Source organism: Bradyrhizobium icense (genome assembly GCF_001693385.1).
GTDB lineage: Bacteria > Pseudomonadota > Alphaproteobacteria > Rhizobiales > Xanthobacteraceae > Bradyrhizobium > Bradyrhizobium icense.
Window position 1 is genome coordinate 7,768,106 of the sequence record NZ_CP016428.1, and the last position, 18,148, is coordinate 7,786,253.

At 63.9% G+C, this 18,148-nt stretch carries 17 protein-coding genes; 8 read left to right on the forward strand and 9 right to left on the reverse strand.

All coding sequences use genetic code 11. The features are described from left to right. Window positions 1-42: 42 nt before the first annotated feature. From LMTR13_RS36010 to LMTR13_RS36030, 5 genes are all read left to right on the forward strand, one after another. Window positions 43-1,080 (forward strand): ligase-associated DNA damage response exonuclease, encoded by a 1,038-nt coding sequence (locus tag LMTR13_RS36010; protein WP_065731885.1) that lies wholly within the window; start codon window positions 43-45, stop codon window positions 1,078-1,080. Beyond that, window positions 1,077-2,933, forward strand: a complete 1,857-nt coding sequence (locus LMTR13_RS36015; RefSeq protein ID WP_065731886.1) for an ATP-dependent DNA ligase — start codon at window positions 1,077-1,079, stop codon at window positions 2,931-2,933. The genes LMTR13_RS36010 and LMTR13_RS36015 overlap by 4 nt, the downstream gene beginning before the upstream one ends. A 96-nt stretch (window positions 2,934-3,029) precedes the next feature. After that, a complete protein-coding gene (locus tag LMTR13_RS36020) occupies window positions 3,030-3,332 on the forward strand; it encodes a DUF6460 domain-containing protein (RefSeq protein WP_065733252.1) in 303 nt (100 codons plus the stop codon). Between the two features lie 25 nt (window positions 3,333-3,357). Then, entirely contained in the window at window positions 3,358-4,092 is a 735-nt protein-coding gene (locus tag LMTR13_RS36025; RefSeq protein ID WP_065731887.1) for an MBL fold metallo-hydrolase, read from the forward strand. 3 nt (window positions 4,093-4,095) lie between these two features. Continuing rightward, entirely contained in the window at window positions 4,096-5,418 is a 1,323-nt protein-coding gene (locus LMTR13_RS36030; protein WP_065731888.1) for an MATE family efflux transporter, read from the forward strand. 61 nt (window positions 5,419-5,479) lie between these two features. On the opposite strand, the gene LMTR13_RS36035 is transcribed toward LMTR13_RS36030, so the two are convergent. Next, the gene (locus tag LMTR13_RS36035) at window positions 5,480-6,577 is read right to left on the reverse strand and encodes a quinone-dependent dihydroorotate dehydrogenase (RefSeq protein WP_065731889.1); all 1,098 of its coding nucleotides are present in this window, start codon (window positions 6,575-6,577) and stop codon (window positions 5,480-5,482) included. Continuing rightward, complete coding sequence (locus LMTR13_RS36040) at window positions 6,574-6,918, reverse strand: DUF952 domain-containing protein (RefSeq protein ID WP_065731890.1); 345 nt, start codon at window positions 6,916-6,918, stop codon at window positions 6,574-6,576. Before LMTR13_RS36040 ends, LMTR13_RS36035 begins: the two co-directional genes overlap by 4 nt. A 185-nt stretch (window positions 6,919-7,103) precedes the next feature. Here LMTR13_RS36040 and LMTR13_RS36045 point away from each other — a divergent pair, with 185 nt between their 5' ends. Together LMTR13_RS36045 and LMTR13_RS36050 are read left to right on the forward strand one after the other, a co-directional pair. Then, window positions 7,104-7,754 carry a S24 family peptidase gene (locus LMTR13_RS36045; RefSeq protein ID WP_197520968.1) on the forward strand — a complete coding sequence of 217 codons (651 nt, stop codon included), beginning with the start codon at window positions 7,104-7,106 and terminating at the stop codon, window positions 7,752-7,754. Window positions 7,755-7,767: 13 nt separating this feature from the next. Beyond that, window positions 7,768-8,286: a mismatch-specific DNA-glycosylase gene (locus LMTR13_RS36050; RefSeq protein ID WP_065731891.1), complete on the forward strand. Its 519-nt coding sequence runs from the start codon at window positions 7,768-7,770 to the stop codon at window positions 8,284-8,286. 140 nt (window positions 8,287-8,426) lie between these two features. Here the strand turns inward: LMTR13_RS36050 and LMTR13_RS36055 are convergent, their stop codons facing one another. The 3 genes from LMTR13_RS36055 to LMTR13_RS36065 all read right to left on the reverse strand — a co-directional run bounded on the left by LMTR13_RS36055 (window position 8,427) and on the right by LMTR13_RS36065 (window position 11,139). Continuing rightward, a complete protein-coding gene (locus LMTR13_RS36055) occupies window positions 8,427-8,984 on the reverse strand; it encodes a PAN domain-containing protein (RefSeq protein WP_083219366.1) in 558 nt (185 codons plus the stop codon). Window positions 8,985-9,183: 199 nt separating this feature from the next. Then, window positions 9,184-10,554 carry a glutamate--cysteine ligase gene (locus LMTR13_RS36060; RefSeq protein ID WP_065731893.1) on the reverse strand — a complete coding sequence of 457 codons (1,371 nt, stop codon included), beginning with the start codon at window positions 10,552-10,554 and terminating at the stop codon, window positions 9,184-9,186. Window positions 10,555-10,650: 96 nt separating this feature from the next. Then, complete coding sequence (locus LMTR13_RS36065; protein ID WP_065731894.1) at window positions 10,651-11,139, reverse strand: MarR family winged helix-turn-helix transcriptional regulator; 489 nt, start codon at window positions 11,137-11,139, stop codon at window positions 10,651-10,653. 121 nt (window positions 11,140-11,260) lie between these two features. Here LMTR13_RS36065 and gstA point away from each other — a divergent pair, with 121 nt between their 5' ends. Continuing rightward, window positions 11,261-11,875 carry a glutathione transferase GstA gene (gene gstA, locus LMTR13_RS36070; protein WP_065731895.1) on the forward strand — a complete coding sequence of 205 codons (615 nt, stop codon included), beginning with the start codon at window positions 11,261-11,263 and terminating at the stop codon, window positions 11,873-11,875. Window positions 11,876-12,094: 219 nt separating this feature from the next. On the opposite strand, the gene LMTR13_RS36075 is transcribed toward gstA, so the two are convergent. The 4 genes from LMTR13_RS36075 to LMTR13_RS36090 all read right to left on the reverse strand — a co-directional run bounded on the left by LMTR13_RS36075 (window position 12,095) and on the right by LMTR13_RS36090 (window position 18,096). Beyond that, entirely contained in the window at window positions 12,095-14,308 is a 2,214-nt protein-coding gene (locus LMTR13_RS36075) for an FAD-dependent oxidoreductase (protein WP_065731896.1), read from the reverse strand. A 154-nt stretch (window positions 14,309-14,462) separates the two neighbouring features. Then, the gene (locus LMTR13_RS36080; RefSeq protein WP_065731897.1) at window positions 14,463-15,671 is read right to left on the reverse strand and encodes an acetyl-CoA C-acetyltransferase; all 1,209 of its coding nucleotides are present in this window, start codon (window positions 15,669-15,671) and stop codon (window positions 14,463-14,465) included. Window positions 15,672-15,736: 65 nt separating this feature from the next. Further along, on the reverse strand, window positions 15,737-17,527 hold the full coding sequence (locus LMTR13_RS36085; protein WP_065731898.1) for an acyl-CoA dehydrogenase C-terminal domain-containing protein: 1,791 nt from the start codon (window positions 17,525-17,527) through the stop codon (window positions 15,737-15,739). Between the two features lie 182 nt (window positions 17,528-17,709). Next, window positions 17,710-18,096, reverse strand: coding sequence for a nuclear transport factor 2 family protein (locus tag LMTR13_RS36090; protein ID WP_065733254.1), 387 nt, complete (start codon window positions 18,094-18,096; stop codon window positions 17,710-17,712). Between the last annotated feature and the right edge of the window lie 52 nt (window positions 18,097-18,148).

Genomic DNA, 18,148 nt, shown 5'->3' on the forward strand with positions numbered 1-18,148 from the left:
ATGACTGCTAAACATCGCAGCGGGACAGCTTATATAACCGCAATGCGTCCGCACGACATCCTGTTGCCAGTTGCCGCCGGCCTGTGCTGCAAGCCGGGGGGCTTTCATATCGACCCCGTTCGCCCGGTCGAGCGCGCCGTGATTACCCATGGCCATTCCGACCACGCCCGGCCCGGCCACGGCGCCGTGCTCGCCACGCAGGAAACGCTCGACATGATGCGGCTGCGCCATGGCGACCATTTTGCGGGCAGCACGCAGGCCATTCGCTACGGCGAGGAAGTCCGGCTCGGCGACGTCAAGATCAAGTTTCACCCGGCGGGCCACGTACTAGGGTCGGCACAGATCGCCGTGTCCTGCAAGGATATCTGTATCGTCGCTTCCGGCGACTACAAGGACGCCATCGATCCGACCTGTACGCCGTTCGAAGTCGTGCCCTGCGACGTCTTCATCACCGAGGCGACCTTCGGCCTGCCGGTGTTCCGTCATGGCGATGCGGCGGACGAAGTGAAAAAGCTGCTCGATTCCGTCGCGCTGTTTCCGGAGCGCGCGCATCTTGTCGGCGCCTATTCTCTCGGCAAGGCGCAGCGCGTAATCGCGCTGTTGCGCGAGCAGGGCTACGATGCGCCGGTCTATCTGCATGGCGCGATGGAAGGGATCACGCGCTACTATGAGAGCCGCGGCGTCGCGCTCGGCGAGCTGCGGCTGGTGAGAGGCATCAAGAAGGCCGATCTTGCCGGCACCATCACGCTAGCGCCGCCACAGGCTACCTCTGACATTTGGACACGGCGATTCCCCGATCCGGTCACGGCGTTTGCCTCGGGCTGGATGCGAGTGCGGGCGCGTGCCCGCCAGCGCGGCGTCGAACTGCCGCTGGTGATTTCCGATCACGCCGACTGGGACGGCCTGACCGCCACAATCGCGGCGACCGGCGCCGGCGAGGTCTGGGTCACGCATGGGCAGGAAGACGCGCTGGTGCATTGGTGCAGAACGCGCGGGCTCGCCGCGCGGCCGCTCGATCTCGTCGGCTACGGCGATGAGGAGGAACACGAGGCGATCGCGGCTGATGAGGCCGAGGCATGAACCGCTTCGCCGAACTGCTCGATCGAATCGCCTATGAGCCCGGCCGCAACAACAAGCTGCGGCTGATCACGGCCTATTTCCGCGATACGCCCGATCCCGACCGCGGCTACGCGCTGGCGGCGCTGACAGGCGCGCTGTCGTTCAAGCATGCCAAGCCGGGGCTGATCCGCGATCTGATTATGGATCGCGCCGATCCGGTGCTGTTCGGGCTGTCCTATGATTACGTCGGCGACTTATCCGAAACAGTCGCGCTGATGTGGCCGAAGGGGGTGGTTGCCGGCGAACAATCTTTGCTGGGCTACCCCTCTCCCCCGCCCTCCCCCGCAAGAGGGGAGGGAGCGCAGTTGAGTGCAGGGCTGTCAGCGCGGACAAAACCCAAAGCCGCAGCAAAGACTCTTTCCGTCCCCTCCCCCTTTGCGGAGGAGGGCCAGGGAGAGGGCTACCAGACGGGTGGTGTCGGTAATGACCGACGGCTCCACAACCTCCACAACAACCCGCCTGCCCCCACCCTCTCCGAAGTCGTCACCACCCTTCGCACGCTCGGCAAGACCGAACTGCCAAGACAGCTCGCGCGCTGGCTCGACGAGCTCGACGAGACCGGCCGCTGGGCGCTGTTAAAGCTGGTCACCGGCGCGATGCGGATCGGAGTTTCGGCGCGGCTAGCGAAAACGGCCGCAGCGGCTTTGGGCGACAAGGACCCGCATGAGATCGAATTGATCTGGCCGGGGCTCGCCCCGCCCTATCTCGACCTATTCGCGTGGCTGGAAGGCCGCGGCGACAAGCCGGTCAACCGCGATCCCGCGCCGTTCCGCCCGGTGATGCTGGCGCATGCGATCGAGGACACGGATTTCGGGGCGCTAGATCCGGCCGATTTCATCGCAGAATGGAAATGGGACGGCATTCGCGTGCAGGCAGTCTCGGGCCGCGACGAGCGCGGGCACATGCAGGGGCGGCTCTATTCGCGCACTGGCGAGGATATCACAAAAAGCTTCCCTGATCTCGTCCCGTCGCTGCATCTGCCCGGCGCCATCGACGGCGAGCTGTTGGTGCTGCGCGGTGGCCGCGTGCAGACCTTCAACGTGCTGCAGCAGCGGCTCAATCGAAAAGTCGTTTCGCCGAAATTGACCAAGGACTTTCCAATTCATCTGCGCGCCTACGACCTGCTCGGCGATGACGAGAACGATCTGCGCGAACTGCCTTTCGCCGAGCGCCGCGCACATCTCGAGAGGTTCGTCAGAAAGCTGGATGACCCGCGCATCGACCTGTCCCCGACGATCGCGTTCGACAGTTGGGATGCGCTGATGGCCGCGCGTGCCGATCCGGCAAGTGCCGGCGCTGGTGAAGACGCCGAGGCGGTCGAGGGCGTGATGCTGAAGCGCCGCGACGCGCCCTATCTGCCGGGCCGGCCCAAGGGGCAGTGGTGGAAGTGGAAACGCGATCCGCACATCATCGACGCCGTGCTGATGTATGCGCAGCGCGGACACGGCAAGCGCTCGTCCTATTATTCGGACTACACCTTCGGCGTCTGGACCAATGGCGAGGACGGCGAGCAACTGGTGCCGGTCGGCAAGGCCTATTTCGGCTTCACCGACGAAGAACTCTTGCAGATCGATCGTTTCGTCCGCCGCAACACCACGGAAAAATTCGGACCCGTCCGCCATGTCGTGCATGAGCCGGATCATGGCCTGGTGCTAGAAGTTGCCTTCGAGGGGTTGGCGCGCTCGCCGCGGCACAAATCCGGCGTCGCCATGCGGTTTCCGCGCATCAGCCGGCTGCGCTGGGACAAGCCGCCGCGCGAGGCCGACCGGTTGGAGACGCTGGAGCGGATGCTGAAGGACGTGACGGCAAATTAACATTCCCAAGACGCATGGCGGCCATTGACTGGCATCAGCGGGTTCCCCATGTGCCCCGCCGTGTCTATAATGCGCACGACCCGCGAGGAGAGACCGATGCCCAACGACGTCAGAGACCTGCCGGCCAGCAATGACGGCCTGTACCGTTTTCTCGGCGGCTCGCCGCTGTCGGTGGCGTTCCGGCTGATTCTCTTGTCGATCCTGGTCGGCGTGGTGCTCGCCGCCATCGGCTTCGATCCCTGGAATATCCTGCACAGCATCCGCATGCTGTTCCAGCGGCTGTGGGATCTCGGCTTCGACGCCGTGAACTGGCTGTGGCGCTACTTCCTGCTCGGCGCCGTGATCGTGATTCCGATCTGGTTGTTGTCGCGGCTGTTCGGCGCCCCGCGCGGGCGCTAGTCACTCATTGAGGCGGTGGCAGCCGATGCAATTGCAATTTGTCGGTTGCGGCGACGCGTTCGGTTCCGGCGGCAGGTTCAACACCTGCTTTCACGTCACGGGCGCCAACGTCAATTTCCTGATCGATTGCGGCGCGTCGTCGCTGCCGGCCTTGAAGCGCCTCGGCATCGCGCGCGACGACATCGACCTGATCCTGGTCACGCATTTCCACGGCGACCATTTTGCCGGCCTGCCTTTTCTGCTGCTAGACGCGCAGTTCACGCGGCGCTCCCGCCCGCTCGTCATTGCCGGCCCGCAAGGCATCGAGACGAAACTCGCCAGTCTGATGGAAGCGCTGTTCGAGCATTCATCGAAGACAAAACAGCGCTTCGATCTTTCCGTCGTCGCGCTCGAGCCGGAGCAGAGCCGGACGTTCGGTGACGTCAAGGTCACAGCGTATCCTGTCGTTCATGGCGAATCCGGCGGGCCGTTCCTGGCCTACCGGATCGAGGCCGAGGGCCGCGTTATCGCCTACAGCGCCGACACCGAGTGGACGGAGACACTGATCCCGGCGGGGCGCGGCGCCGACCTGTTCGTCGCCGAAGCCTATTACTACGACAAGATCGTCAAGAACCATCTCAGCCTGAAAACGCTGGCAGCGCATCTGCCCGAGATCAACCCGAAACGGCTGGTCCTGACGCATATGAGCGAGGACATGCTCGGACGGCTGGGCGAATTGCCCTATCGTGCCGCCCATGACGGCATGGTCGTCGAGCTCTAGGACATGCACGCGCCCGTAACGCCGTCCAAAGTCACGACGGCACAGGTGTTTGCCATCGCGGGACCCGCGATGGTCGCGAACCTGACCACGCCGCTGATTGGCATCGTCTCGACCACCGCCATCGGGCGGCTCGGCGATGCCACGCTGCTCGGTGGCGTGGCCCTGGCCTCGGTGCTGTTCGATTGCATGTTCTGGCTGTTCGGCTTCCTGCGCATGAGCACGGTCGCGTTTACGGCGCAATCGCTCGGCGCCGGCGAGATGTCGGAACTGCGCGCCATCCTGGCGCGTGGGCTGATCGTCGCGGCGGTGATCGGCGCGGCCCTGATTGCCCTGCAGATACCGCTGGCAACTATTCTGCTGGGCGCAATGGGCGGCAGCGAGAGCGTCACGCGCGCGGCAAAGACGTACTTCGCGATCCGGATCTGGTCGGCACCGCTCGCGCTCGGCAACTACGTCGTGCTGGGCTGGCTGGTCGGGCAGGCGCGGGCCAAGCTGGCGCTCGGCACGCAAATCACCATCAACCTCATCAACGTGGCGGCGACCGTCGTACTGGTGCTGGCGCTCGATTTCGGAATTGCCGGCGCCGCAATCGCCGCGCTGATCGCGGAAGCCGCAGGCCTGATACTCGGCCTGTTCGTCGCCCGCCGCCTTTCGAAAGGGCGACTCGCGGTTTCCCGCGCGATGCTGTTCGACCCTGCCAGACTGATGCGGATGCTTTCGGTCAATCGCGACATCATGATCCGCACCGCCTCGCTGATCGCGGCGTTTCTGTTCTTCACTGCGCAGGGCGCGCGTGCCGGCGACGTGACGCTCGCCGCCAATGCCGTACTCAACAATTTTCTGCTGTTCGGCGCCTTTTTTCTCGATGGCCTCGCCAACGCCGCCGAGCAACTCTGCGGCCGGGCCTATGGCGCCCGCGACAAATCGGCCTTCGCCGGCGCCGTCAAGCTCGTCGTCATGTGGGGCTTTGGGTTTGCGCTCGCGGTCGCCGCCTGCTTCCTGCTGTTCGGGAATGCGTTTGTCGACATTATGACGGCAAGCGCGGAGGTGCGGCGCATCGCGCGCGACTATTTGCCGTTCGTGATTTTTGCGCCGCTGCTCGGCGTGTTCGCCTTTGCCTTTGACGGCATCTATATCGGCGCCACCTGGGCGCGCGACATGCGCAATCTGATGGTGGCTTCGCTGGTGATCTTCCTCGCCGCGTGGTTTGCGCTGCGGTCGTTTGGCAATGCCGGACTGTGGGGCGCGCTACTGGTCCATTACGCCGCGCGCGGTGGATTGGAGGCGCTGCGGTATCCGGCGCTGTTGAGGAAGTCGTTCGCTTAGACTGTCTCGTGTCCCGGACGCGGTGTGGCACGAAGTGACGCGCAGCATCCGGGGCACGAGATCACCTCACCGGCCAGTCCTCGGCGGTAATCGTCGCGGCATCCGCACCGACGATTTCGGATAGCGAGTCGCGCCCCGTGCGGAGCAAGGTGGAGGCAAGATCGTTTTTGATGTTGTCGACGAGACCAAGCCCCTTGTAAACCAACGACGAATAGATCTGTATCAGGCTGGCGCCGGCGCGGATTTTAGTCAGCGCCGCGCCGCCGGAATCGATGCCGCCGACGCCGATCAACGGAAAGGCGCCCTCGGTGCGGACATAAGTCTCCGCCACCATGCGGGTCGATAGTCGAAACAGCGGCCGTCCGGACAAGCCGCCCTGCTCTTTCGCGCGGGCCTGCTCGCGCAGGGACGAAGGGCGCGCCAGCGTGGTGTTGGCGACGATCATGCCGTCGACGCGGCGCGAGCGCGCGATGTGCACGACGTCGTCGAGTTCTGCGAGACTCAGATCCGGCGCGATCTTCAGCAGCACGGGCGAATCGCCGGCATTCCTCCGCACCCGTTCGCGCGCATCGATCACCTTGGCGAGCAGTTCGTCGAGCGCAGCCGCTTGCTGCAGATTGCGCAAGCCCGGCGTGTTCGGCGAGGAGACGTTGACGGTGAAATAGCTCGCAACCGGCGCAAAGGTCTCGATCAGCTTGACGTAATCGGCGACACGGTCGGGCGAATCCTTGTTCGCCCCGACGTTGACGCCGATGATGCCGCCATGGTGGGCGCGCGCCGCAAGACGGCGCAAAGCGGTTTCGGCGCCGTCATTGTTGAAGCCCATGCGGTTGATCACCGCTTCATCCCGCTCAAGACGAAACAGCCGCGGCCGCGGATTGCCACCCTGCGGTTTCGGAGTCACGGTGCCGATCTCGACAAAGCCGAACCCGAGCCGCAACAGCGCATCGGGCACTTCCGCGCTCTTGTCGAAGCCCGCGGCCATGCCGATCGGATTGGGAAAATTCAGGCCGAAGGCGCGCACCGCCAGTTTGTGGTCGTCGGCGCGCGGCTTGACCGGCGGCAGCAGCCGCAAGCCCTGGATCGCCATGCGATGGGCGTCCTCCGGATCGAACCAGCGCAACAGCGGCAGCGAAAAAGCGTCGAAAGCGCGGATCACGGGAGTAGCTCCGGAATGTCGTGCGTGCCATCGGAGCGCGCGCGCATGTCGAGGATCGCGGTCACCGCGCCGAGATCGAGTTCGCCGTAGAGGTGTGGGAACAGTTCGTCATTGCGCGAACGCTCCCAGCGCAACGCATCCCCCAGCGCGTCGGCGTTGACCGCGACCAGGAACAGGCCGGTCTGGCCGAAATAATGCTTGCGCGCGGTCTCGGCGACCTGAGAGGCGGTCGAGAAATGAATGAAACCGTCGCGCAGATCGTCGCTACTGCCCCGATAGACGCCCTGCCGTTCGGCCTCGCGCCAGGCCGAGGCGGGAGTGATTTTGTAGATCGTGGGCACGGCTTTCCGGACTTCCTGCTTGTCGTTGAGTCTCTTGGGATTTTCCCGGAAATGGCCGGGCTGGCGGCCGACCGTAAAGGCGGCCTGCGCCTAACTCAAGCGCTGCGGCCACAGAGTTCGGTTGGAAGATTTGCTCAAACCGGCCGGATGAGGCAATAATTCCTAGATCGCTTAAGGGGCTTTCGATGGCCAGACAGGCCAAGGCGCAACGCATTCTGACCCACAGCCAGGTCTGGACCGCGCTCGACCGGCTGGCGGAACGTGCCGGCATGTCGCCCTCAGGGCTTGCTAAGCGCGCCGGCCTCGATCCCACCACGTTCAACAAATCCAAGCGCATAACCGCCGACGGCCAGGAACGCTGGCCGTCAACGGAATCCGTATCCAAGGCGCTGGCTGCGACCAACTCGTCGATCGAGACGTTCGTGCAATTGATCGGCGACGGCGCGCGCGGCCAGCAGACGGTGCCGCTGCTCGCCCTTGCGCAAGCCGCCGGCGGCCATTTCGACGATTCCGGCTTTCCCGCCGGCAAAGGCTGGGACGAAGTGGCGCTGCCGACGCCCAGCGACGAGCACGCCTACGCGCTGGAAATCTCGGGCGATGCGATGAAGCCGACGTATCGCGACGGCGACATCATCGTGGTGTCGCCGGGCACGCCGATCCGGCGCGGCGACCGCGTTGTGCTCAAGACGTCAGACGGCGAAGTGATGGTCAAGGAATTGAAGCGCCGGACCACCAGGAGCCTGGAACTGCAGTCGCTCAATCCTGCGCATGCCGACCGCACGCTGGACGCCGACGACGTCGCCTGGATCGCCAGGATCGTGTGGGCAAGCCAGTAAGGACCACCGCTCCGTGACGGACGTGCTGAGCGACCTGCTGCAACATTCCCTTCGCATCGTATTGTGCGGAACTGCCGCCGGGACGACGTCCGCCGCTGAGCGGGCCTACTACGCGCACCGGCAAAACAAGTTCTGGAAGATCCTGCACGAGACCGGACTCACGCCGGAGTTGCTGCGGCCAAATCAATATCGCAATCTCCTGCAGTATCGGATCGGCCTGACTGATCTCGTGAAAGCGGGGGTGGGGATGGACCGCGCCACGCTTCCCAAATTGACAGCGGTGGATCGCGCCCGGTTGAGCAATGCCATCGCGACATTTCGTCCACGATTTCTCGCATTCACCAGCAAGACCGCCGGAGAGAAATTCTTCGATAGCAAGCGCGACTATGGCGAGCAGCTTGAACCGATCGGCGATACCAGGGTGTGGATACTGCCGTCGACCTCGGGCGCCGCCAATGGAAGCTGGCGTCCGGAGATCTGGCACCGCTTTGCGGATGAGGTCAGGGCGGCGAACGCGCGGGAGAGTCACTAATTTCACCACCGCATCGCCCCTGCGAGCGCAGGGGCCCATAACCACAAATGCTCGTGGCGAAGAATAACGTCTCCCCGTCTGCCCTTTCGCCGGGCCGGGGCGTACGGGTCCCTGCTTTCATGACGATGTGTACGCGGCCGCTACCGCACCACGCCTGACGTAAAGCCCGCTTTCCTTCGCGGCGGCTTGATGTCCTTCTTCAGGAAGCAGTGCGCTTCCTTGCCGGCATAGCCCGGCCGGGCATAGGTCCAGGCGCGGCATTTGTTGTCGGCGGCGCAGGCGGCCTTGCAGGCGTCGTCGCCGCCGTCATTGCTCTTGAGGTCGAAGCTCTTGTAGTCGCCGCCAAAGCGGTCGATCGAGGTCTCCATGGCCTCGTTGCGCCGTTCGACCACGCCGGCGCCGCGCACGCCGGAGACGCAGCAATCGCTCTGCACCCGCGCCGGCACGTTGCTCTTGAGCCAGCACACCGCGCGGTTGGCAAGGGCGGTCGGATAGTTGAAACTCCAGGCCCGGCAGCGGCGGTCGCGTTCGCAGATCAGCGCGCATTCCGCCGGATCGCCCGAGATTACGGGGGCGCTGAAATAATCGCCGCCGGGTCGGTCGAAATTGGACTGCGCTAGCGCCGGGCGCGCGGATAGAGCCGCCGCCAAAAAGGCGAGCGCCACCATACACGCCATGAGCAGGCGACCAGTCCTCATCTGCGGTAGCTTTCGAATGCGCGTTTCCAGCGCGGGATGACTTTCCTCGAAAAGTCGTCCCGCCCCCAGCCCGTTGATTCAGCATGATTTTTCGAAAGACCGGCAGGCGGCTTTCGGATCATGCTGCATCGGCCGTCATTTGAGCGCCATCAACCTGTACGGCGGATGAACGGCCCGAAGGCCCAGGCAACCCGTTTAATCAGAACGCGTATTCCTGATAGACCGGCTCGACGGAGCCGCCCCAGTCGCCGTTGAACTTATCCAGCATCTCTTCGGCGGGCGTGCGGCCTGCTTCGAGGATGCGTTCCAACGGTTCGAGGTGGCGGCTCTCGTCGCGGCCGGAATGGTCGACGCGGTTGCGCCGCCGCAAGCCCGCATGCGACAGCTTCAGGCATTCCTTCGCGATCTCGAACAGATAGCGGTCCTTGATCCTGGCCTTGAAGCCGAAGCGCGGGACGTCGTCACGCAACGCCTGACGCTCCGCGGCGGTCCAGTGACTGACCAGCTCCCAGGCCGCATCGAGACTGTCATTATCGTACAACAGGCCAACCCAGAACGCCGGCAGCGCCGGCAGCCGGCCCCACGGCACGCCATCGGCGCCGCGCATTTCCAGATACCGCTTCAGGCGGACTTCCGGGAAGATCGTCGACAAATGGTTGGCCCAGTCGGACAACGTCGGACGCTCGCCGGGAAGCGAGTTATTGCGGCCCTCGAAGAAGGCGCGGAACGACGAACCGGCGACATCGATATAGGTGTCGCCGCGCTTGACGAAGTACATGGGAACGTCGAGCGCGTAGTCGACCCAACGCTCGAACCCCATGCCGTCCTCGAACACCCACGGCAACATGCCGGCGCGCGCGTTATCCGTATCGCGCCAGATCTCGGAGCGGAACGACAGGAAACCGTTGGGCTTGCCTTCGGTGAACGGCGAATTGGCAAACAGAGCGGTCGCCACCGGCTGCAGCGCGATCGACACGCGCAGCTTCTTGACCATGTCGGCTTCGGAGGAGAAGTCGAGATTGGTCTGCACCGTACAGGTCCGGTACATCATGTCGATGCCGTAGTTCCCGACCTTCGGCATGTAGTTGGTCATGATCTTGTAGCGACCCTTCGGCATCACCGGGATCTGCGACCGCGACCAGGACGGCGTCATGCCGAGGCCGAGGAAGCCGATGCCGAGGGGCGTTGCGATCTCGCGGACCTGCGCCAGATGCGCCATCAGTTCGGACTGGGTCTGATGCACGGTCTCGACCGGCGCGCCTGACAATTCGAACTGACCGCCGGGCTCCAGCGAGATCGCCCCGCCGCCGGTGACGTCGTAGAGACCGATGATGTTGCCGCGCTCCATGATCGGCTCCCAGCCGAGCAGAAGCTGCATGCCTTCGAGCAGCGCGCCGATGCCGCGCGCGCCTTCATACGGCACAGGCTGATGGCCCTCCAGCGTGAACGGGGTCTTCTCGTGCTCGGTGCCGATGCGGAACTCGGACGGCGGCTTGATGCCGGCCTCGAGCCACGCGACGAGTTCGTCACGCGATTGCAGCGGCGTCATATCGATCTGGTCACGCGCCATGAAAAAATCCGGATATCTGGCGATTCGACCGAACGCGCCGTATGGCCAAGGGGATGCGGACGGCGGCGTCCGCACCAACGAAACGTATCAAGGATGTCATCGCGCCGGCACGCCGTCGCGGGCGGCGGCCGCCTTGACGTCGGAGCAGGAGCAGCCCAGCCGGTCGAGCAGCCCGCAGAGCTTCAGGGCGTCGGCATCGGACAATTTGGAGCCGACGTGCTTTTCGATAGCAGCCGAATAGGCGCCCCACATTTTCTTCTGCAACTCGCGCCCGGCCTCGGTGATCTCCACGAACTGGCCGCGCTTGTCGATCTTGCATTCGCGCCGCGCCGCCAGCCCCTCGTCCACCAGCCGGTCGATCAGCCGAGAGGTCGAATATTGCGGGATCAGCATCTGCTTTTCCAGTTCCACCGGGCGCATTTCGCCGGACGGGGCGCGCGACAGTTCCAATAACGCGTCATACCAGGCCAGCGGCGGAAAGCCGGCTTTCTTCAAATCCTGCTCGACGGCATCGAGCACCCGGCTCTGCACCCGCATCAGGCGGATCCAGGCGGCAGTCGCCTCGGTCGATGGTTTGCGTTTCATGGTCCGGTCCGTATTTGTCAAGGATCAGTGTACCGCACTAAATGCAGCTGCATCAATCTTGACTATTCCATGCAGATGCATTTAGTCATCCCGCCAATAATATCGAGGGAAGGAAAACCCGATGAAATTGTACTATTCCCCAGGCGCCTGCTCACTGTCCCCCCATATCGCACTTCTCGAGGCTGGTCTGCCCTACGATCTGGTCAAGGTCGACCTGCGCGCCAAGAAGCTGGAGAACGGTGACGATTTTTTGAAGGTCAACCCGAAGGGCCAGGTGCCGGCGCTGGTGCTCGATAGCGGTGAACTGGTGACCGAAGGCCCGATCATCGTCCAGATGATCGCCGACAAGGCCGGCAAGAATCTGGCGCCGCCCCGCGATTCGGACGAGCGCTACAAGCTGCTGGAATGGCTGAACTACATCACGACCGAGCTGCACAAGAATCTCGGACCGATGTTCTCGCCGGTGCTGGCCGACGAGGCCAAGGGCTTTTTCAAGGACCGCGCCATGAGCAAGTTCAAGTACCTGGAAACGGCGCTGGCCGGGCGCGACCATCTGATGGGCAAGCAATTCACCGTCGCCGACGGCTACCTGTTCACCATGCTGATGTGGGCGACCGACCGGTTGAAGTTCGATCTTTCTGATATGCCGAACCTTCTGGCCTACAAGGCCCGCATTGCGGCGCGCCCGAAGGTGCAGGAGGCGATGACCAAGGAAGGACTGCTGAAGGCGGCGTGAGATTTCGTCAACGGGAATACGAAGGGGCCGGATCGAGGATCCGGCCCTTTCTGTTTGTGTCACTGCTCCCTCCAGTGGTCGTCACTGCGAACGCAGGGACCCACAACCACAGGGAGCTGTTGTTGCAGAAGGCGTCGGCCAGGCTGCCTTATCGATAGATCACGCGGTATGGGTCCCTGCGTTCCGCAGGGACGACGAAAGATTTGCGCGAGCCGCGCCTTACGCCGCCTGCTTCTTCGGCGGGAAGCGGCCGTAGAAGGTCTCGCCGCTGGCCGCCATGTCTTCCAGCAGTTTCGGCGGAGTGAAGCGGGAGCCGTACTTGGCCTCCAGCTTGTGGCAGAGCTCGACGAATTTTCGCGTGCCCATGAAGTCGATATAGGACAGCGTGCCGCCGGTGAACGGCGCAAAACCGAAGCCTAAGATCGAGCCGACATCGGCCTCGCGCGGATCGGTGATGACGTGGTCCTCCACCGTGCGCGCGGCTTCCACCGCCTGCACCACCAAGAAGCGCTGCTTCAGTTCTTCCACGTCGATCGTATCGGGGTCGAGCTGCTTGGGTTGCAGCGCCGACAGGCCCGGCCACAGGCTCTTCTGACCCTTGCCCTTTTCGGGGTAATCGTAAAAGCCCTTGGCATTCTTGCGGCCGAGGCGGCCCTGCTTCTCGACCAGCTCGACCATCAGCTTCTTCTGATCCGGGTTGATGGCGTTGGGGCCAAGATCGGCCTCGGTCGCCTTGATGACCTTCAGGCCGAGGTCGAGGGCGACTTCATCCGACAGCGACAGCGGACCGACCGGCATGCCGGCCATCTTGGCGCAGTTCTCGATCATCGCCGGCGGCACACCTTCGAGGAACATCTCGTTGCCTTCGGCGATGTAACGGCCGACGCAACGGTTGGCGTAGAAGCCGCGCGAATCGTTCACGACGATCGGCGTCTTGCCGATCACGCGCACATAGTCGAGTGCGGCGGCGAGCGCGACATCGCCGGTGTTCTTGCCGAGGATGATCTCGACCAGCATCATCTTCTCGACCGGCGAGAAGAAATGGATGCCGATGAACTTGCCCTGCTCCTTGAAGCTTTCGGCCAGCGAAGTGATCGGTAGCGTCGAGGTGTTGGAAGCGAAGATCGCATCCGCCTTGAGGTACTGCTGCGCCTTGGCAAAGGTTTCCGCCTTGACCTTGCGGTCCTCGAACACCGCCTCGATGACGAGGTCGCAATCTTTCAGCGCGGCGTAGTCCGCGGTCGGGGTGATGCGCGCCAGCAGCGCGTCGCGGTCGCCGGCCTTGGCGCGGCCCTTGGCGATCTGCTCGTCGATTACCTTCTGCGCATGGGCCTTGCCCTTGTCGGCGCTTTCCTGGTCGCGGTCGATCAGGACGACGTCGAGGCCGGCTCGGGCCGAGACATAACCGACGCTGGCGCCCATGAAGCCGGCGCCGATCACGGCGATCTTCTTCACCTTGGTCGGCGGCACGTTTTGCGGCCGCCGCGCGCCCTTGTTCAGTTCCTGCATCGACAGGAACAGGCTGCGGATCATCGCCGCGGCTTCCTTGGAACGCAGCACTTGCGTGAAATAGCGCGACTCGACGCGGAGCGCCGCGTCGATCGGCAACTGCAAACCCTCATAGACGCAGCTCATGATGGCGCGCGCTGCCGGATAATTGTCGTAAGTCTCGCGGCGGTAGATCGCATTCCCCGCCGGGAACATCATCATGCCGGCCTTGGAGAACACCGGTCCGCCCGGCAGCTTGAAGCCCTTCTCGTCCCACGGCGCGACCGCCTTGCCGCCGCCCTTGATCCAGTCCTTCGCCGCCTTGATCAGGTCGGAAGCCGGCACGGTGGCGTGGATCAGGTTCAGCGACTTGGCCTTCTCGACCGTGACCGGATCGCCCTTGAGCAGGATCGTCATGGCATCCTGCGGCGGCACCAGACGCGGCACGCGCTGGGTGCCGCCGGCGCCCGGGAACAGCCCGACCTTCACTTCGGGCAGGCCGAGCCGGGTCTTGGGGTTCTCGGCCGCGACGCGGTAGTGGCAGGACAGTGTCACCTCAAAACCGCCGCCGAGCGCCAAACCGTTGATCGCGGCCGCCCACGGCTTGCCGCAGGTTTCGATGCCGCGCAGTACCAGCGAAAATCGCCGGCTCTGGTCGAACAGCATCTGGTTCGCGGCCACCTCGCCCTTTTCCTTGAAGACTTTCGCGTATTCCTTGTTCATGCCCTCGAGCATGGAAAGATCGGCACCGGCGCAGAAGGCTTCCTTGCTCGAAGTAATGACGACGCCCTTTACCGCAGCATCCGCCGTGGTCTGCTTCAGGATCTCCTCGAGTTCGGTGGTCGAGGTTTCGTCCAGCACGTTCATCGAACGTCCCGGAATGTCCCAGGTGACGAGCGCAATGCCGTCGGCGTCGGTATCTACCTTGAAATTCTTGAAGGCCATGTTGGTTGCTCCCTCGGTGCCGGCAGCCGATCTCAGGCGCGGCGGTTAAGCTTGAATTTCGTAGGGTGGGCAAAGCGCAGCGTGCCCACCATTGCTTGCGGAGTGCGTGATGGTGGGCACGGCGCAAAGAGCGCCTTTGCCCACCCTACGGCAGCTACACTCTTTCGATGATCGTCGCGGTCCCCATGCCGCCGCCGATGCACAGCGTCACCAGCGCGGTCGATTTGTTGGTGCGCTCCAACTCGTCCAGCACGGTGCCGAGGATCATGGCGCCGGTCGCCCCTAACGGATGACCGAGCGCGATCGCGCCGCCATTGACGTTGATCTTTGCATTGTCGATCTCGAATGCCTGCATGTAGCGCAGCACGACGGAGGCAAAGGCCTCGTTGAGCTCGAACAGGTCGATGTCCGACTTCTTCATGCCGGAACGCTCGAACAGCTTTTCGGTGACGTCGACCGGACCGGTCAGCATCATCGCGGGCTCCGAGCCGATATTGGCGAAGGCACGGATTCTTGCGCGTGGCTTCAGGCCGTGCTTGGCACCCGCTTCCTTGCTGCCGAGCAGCACCGCGCCGGCGCCATCGACGATGCCGGAAGAGTTGCCGGCATGGTGGACGTAATTGACGCGCTCGATTTCGGGGTGTGACTGGATCGCGACCGCATCGAACCCGCCCATCTGCCCGACCACCGTGAACGACGGCTGCAGTTGCGCCAGCGACTGCATGGTCGTGGTCGGGCGCATGTGCTCATCCTTGGCGAGGATGGTCAGGCCGTTGACGTCCTTGACCGGCACCACCGACTTGTTGAAGCGGCCCTCGTCCCAGGCCTTGGCGGCCCGCTGCTGGCTCTGCACGGCGTAAGCGTCGACGTCGTCGCGCGAAAAGCCGTATTTGGTGGCGATCAGATCGGCCGAGACGCCCTGCGGCATGAAATAGGCCGGCACAGCCATCGAGGGATCCATCGGCCAGGCGCCGCCGGAGGCACCGATGCCGACGCGGCTCATCGATTCGGCGCCACCGCCGATCACGAGTTCATGCTGGCCGGCCATGATCTGGGCGGCAGCGAAGTTCACGGCATCGAGGCCGGAGGCGCAGAAGCGGCTGATCTGCACGCCGGGAACGGATTCGCCGAGGCCCGCCTTGATCGCCGCGAAGCGCGCGATGTCGCTTCCCGCTTCGCCGACCGGATCGACCACGCCGAGGATGACGTCGTCGACGGAATCTTCCGGCAGGTTGTTGCGTTCCTTCAGCGCCTGCAGCGGCACGGTGGCGAGCGCCAGCGCCGTGACCTCGTGGAGCGCGCCATCGGCCTTGCCGCGGCCGCGCGGGGTGCGAACGTGATCGTAGACATATGCCTCAGGCATGACGCCCTCCTGGTATGAGGATCATAATATTATAGGCGGATCGAACGGGAAACGGCGAAAAATCTTCAGAACGCTTCCGCCGCCAATTCCATGGTGGTCGCGCAACCGGACTGGATGCGCGCGAGATGCACGTGGGTTTCCGGCAGCATCCGCTCCATGAAGAAGCGGCCGGTCACCAGCTTGGTCGTCAGATAGGGGGTTGCGCCATCGGCCGCAATCTTGTCCTGCGCCACCTTGGCCATCCGCGCCCACATGTAGGCGAAGGCGACGTGACCGAACAATTGCATGTAGTCGGTGGCGGCGGCGCCGGCATTGTCGGGCTTCGCAAGCGCGTTCTGCATCAGCCAGCCGGTGGCCTGCTGCAAATGGCCGAGCGCGGTCGAGAGCGGGGTGACGAACGGCTTCATCGCCTCGTCGCCGCCGTGCTCCTTGGCGAAGCCTGCGACCTCGGCAAAGAACGCCATCGCGGCGCGGCCGCCGTTCCGCGGCAGCTTGCGGCCGACCAGATCGAGCGCCTGGATGCCGTTGGCACCCTCATAGAGCATGGCGATGCGCGCATCGCGCACGAACTGCTCCATGCCGTGCTCGGCGATATAGCCATGGCCGCCATACATCTGCTGCGCCAGCACCGCGTTGGAAAATCCGACGTCGGTCATCACGCCCTTCATGACCGGGGTCATCAGGCCCATATGGTCGTCGGCAGCCTCCCGGTCCTTCGGATCGGAAGAGCGGTGGGCGACATCGCTCTTCAGCGCGGTCCACACCACCATGGCGCGCGCCGCCTCGTTGAAGGCGCGGATGGTGAGCAGCACGCGGCGAACATCCGGATGCACGATGATCGGATCGGCCGGTTTCTCAGGCTCCTTGGCGCCGGTGAGCGAGCGGCCCTGCAGGCGCTCGCGCGCGTACTGCACGGCGTTCTGATAGGCGACTTCGGACTGCGCCAGCCCCTGCACGGCGACGCCGAGGCGGGCCTCGTTCATCATCACGAACATGCCTTGCATGCCCTTGTTCTCTTCGCCGATCAGCCAGCCGGTGGCGTTGTCGTAGTTCATCACGCACGTGGAATTGCCGTGGATGCCCATCTTGTGCTCGATCGAGCCGCAGGACACGCCGTTGCGCTGTCCCAGCGAACCGTCGGCATTGACCAGCACCTTCGGCACCACGAACAGCGACACGCCCTTGATGCCGGCGGGCGCGCCTTCGATGCGCGCCAGCACCAGATGGATGATGTTCTCGGCAAGGTCATGCTCGCCTGACGAGATGAAGATCTTGGTGCCCGCGATCTTGTAGCTGCCGTCGGCCTGCTTTGCCGCCTTGGTGCGCAACAGGCCGAGATCCGTGCCGCATTGCGGCTCGGTGAGGTTCATGGTGCCGGTCCACTCGCCCGCCACCATCTTCGGCACGAACATCTTCTTTTGTTCGGGCTTGCCGTGCACCAGCAGCGCCGCGGTCGCGCCCATGGTCAGGCCGCCATACATCGAGAACGCCATGTTCGCCGCGCTCTGGAATTCGGTGACGACCTGGCTCAGCGTCACCGGCAGCCCCTGCCCGCCATATTCCGCGGGTGCCGACAGCCCGAGCCAGCCGCCTTCGGCCACCTGTTTGAAGGCTTCCTTGAAACCTTTCGGCGTCGTTACCGAACCATCGTCATGCCGCTTGCAGCCTTCGAGATCGCCGACACGGTTGAGCGGCTGCAGCACCTCTTCGGAAAGTTTTGCGGCCTCGCCCAAAATCGCCTCGCGCACATCGGCGGAGGCGTCGGTGAAACCGGGCAGATTGTCGTAGCGATCGATCTGGAACACGTCGTTGAGCAGGAAGGTGACGTCTTCCACGGGGGCTTTGTAGATCGGCATGGTGTTCTCCCGGCAGGGGCAAAGGGTGGCGCAGGCGCATGAATGAAATTCGTCGTGGCGTTCCGGAACGAGACCTTATCCCGTTCCGGCAGTCCCAGGGAGTGAGCGGGTCAGCAAATATCCGGACAGCCATTGCGACATAAACGGCGCCGGAGATGGTCGCAGCCGTTGCTTCCTCTCCCTCACTGCTTGGCGAGTTGCTCCCCCATCAAGCGGTGCAGCAGATTGATTCCCTTCAGCGGACGCACCATCACCTTGAAGTGCGTGATCTTACCGTCATCGCTGAACGTGATGATGTCGACGCCGTTGATCTTGATGCCCTCAATCTCATTTTCGAATTCGAGGACCGCGCCGTTCGGGCTGCGCCATTCGCCTGTGTATTTGAAGCCGGGGCCGCCCAGCACCTTCTCGGCGCTCGCCAGATATTTGAAGGTGATGTCACGCCCGCGCTGCGGCGTGTGCACGACGGGGCTTTCGAACACCGCGTCCGGGTGTAACAAGTCCCACAACGCCGCCGTGTCATGGGACTTCATGTAGCCGTACCACTTGTCGAGGCCGCTCATGGTCATCATGTCTCCTCTAGCGGGCGATGACGGGCAGGCGCCGGGAATGGACTTCTCC